Raw genomic sequence first — 1436 nt, forward strand, 5'->3', positions numbered from 1 at the left:
ACGCGCTGTGAGACTTGTGTGTAGCTGATCTGGGATCGGCTGGCAGGATAGATCATAGCCACGGTGGCGTGCCCCGCTTACGCGCTGACCTGCCCGCACCAGGCCTAAACAGCCTGGAAAACACGCGGGAGTGTCTTGGAAGTGACATGGCCGCCACCATGGCTATGGCCTGTCCCGGCCGGTTCATACTGGCCTGATTAGAAGCACGTCCACCAAGAGTGTGACTCTCCACAGTGATGCCGATGAACCAACCCTGAAAAGGAAAACGAACTCCCGCCAGGGCGCCGGGACAGACACCCGATAGACACAACCAAGAAAGGGCTGTATCCACATGGCAATTGTCGCACACCACTACACATACGTCATCGGGGTGGACACCCACGCGAAAAAACACGTGTTCTCCATCCTGGAATGCCCCACCGGCATCGAGGTCATCAACCAGGCCTTCGCGAACACCACGCCCGGGCATACCCGAGCCGCCACCTGGATCACGAAACACGCCACTAAGGACACCGCTAATGTGCTTATCGTGGTGGAAGGCACTGCCTCGTATGGGGCCACCCTCACCCGTTTCCTTCAAGGCAAGGGCTATACCGTGGTGGAAGCACCCCGCCCGGACGGGAAGGGCCGCTACCAACCTAAAACCGATAAGATCGATGCCTACCACATCGCCTGGCGGGCCTTGAAACTCGAGGAAAACGCCCTGACCATCCCCAGGCAAGGCACAGAGCGTGAAGCCTTACGTATCCTCATGGCAAGCCGGCGCCAACTCACACGCACGAAAACCGCGCAAATAAACGCCCTAACCGCACTCGTGCGGACAATCGATGTGGGGGTGGATGCCCGCCGGCCTCTCACTACCGCCCAGATTAGCGGCCTGGCTAGGTTAGAGAATGTTCCTGGTGAGGATATCCAGATGGTGATCGCTAAGCAAGAAGCCCGGCGTTGGGCTCAAAGTATCCTCGACCTTGGAAAGTGTCTGGAGGAGAATTTGGGGCAGATCAAGATGATTGTCCAGCTAGTGGCCCCGCTTTTACTTGATTTACCGGGAATAGGGCCTTTTGCTGCCGGGCAGATCATTGTCTCGTTTTCCCATGCTGGGCGTGTTCGTAGTGAGGCGGCTTTCGCTTCCCTAGCGGGTGTGTGTCCGATTCCGGCGTGTTCGGGTAACACGGTACGTTATCGGCTTAGTCGGGGTGGGGATCGGGCGTTGAATTATGCTTTACATATGGCGGTGTTAGTGCGTATGAGGTCGGATGAGGAAACCCGGGCGTATGTGGAAAAGCGCCTTGGTGAGGGGAAAACGAAACGCGAGGTTATACGTGTGCTTAAACGCTACCTGGCCCGGCGGGTGTATCGCCTCTTGACCAGGCATATGCGTGCCGAGGAAACCGTACTTGCCTCTTGACAACATATAGAAGCGTCACTTGACGGGG

1 protein-coding gene is annotated in these 1436 nt (G+C 57.3%); it reads left to right on the forward strand.

Going from position 1 to position 1436, the window contains the following annotated elements; translation table 11 throughout:
- Positions 1-331: 331 nt before the first annotated feature.
- Positions 332-1408, forward strand: coding sequence for an IS110 family RNA-guided transposase (locus CZ322_RS09740; RefSeq protein ID WP_087070276.1), 1077 nt, complete (start codon positions 332-334; stop codon positions 1406-1408).
- Positions 1409-1436 lie beyond the last annotated feature (28 nt).

Source organism: Actinotignum timonense (genome assembly GCF_900155575.1).
GTDB classification, from domain to species: Bacteria; Actinomycetota; Actinomycetes; order Actinomycetales; family Actinomycetaceae; genus Actinotignum; species Actinotignum timonense.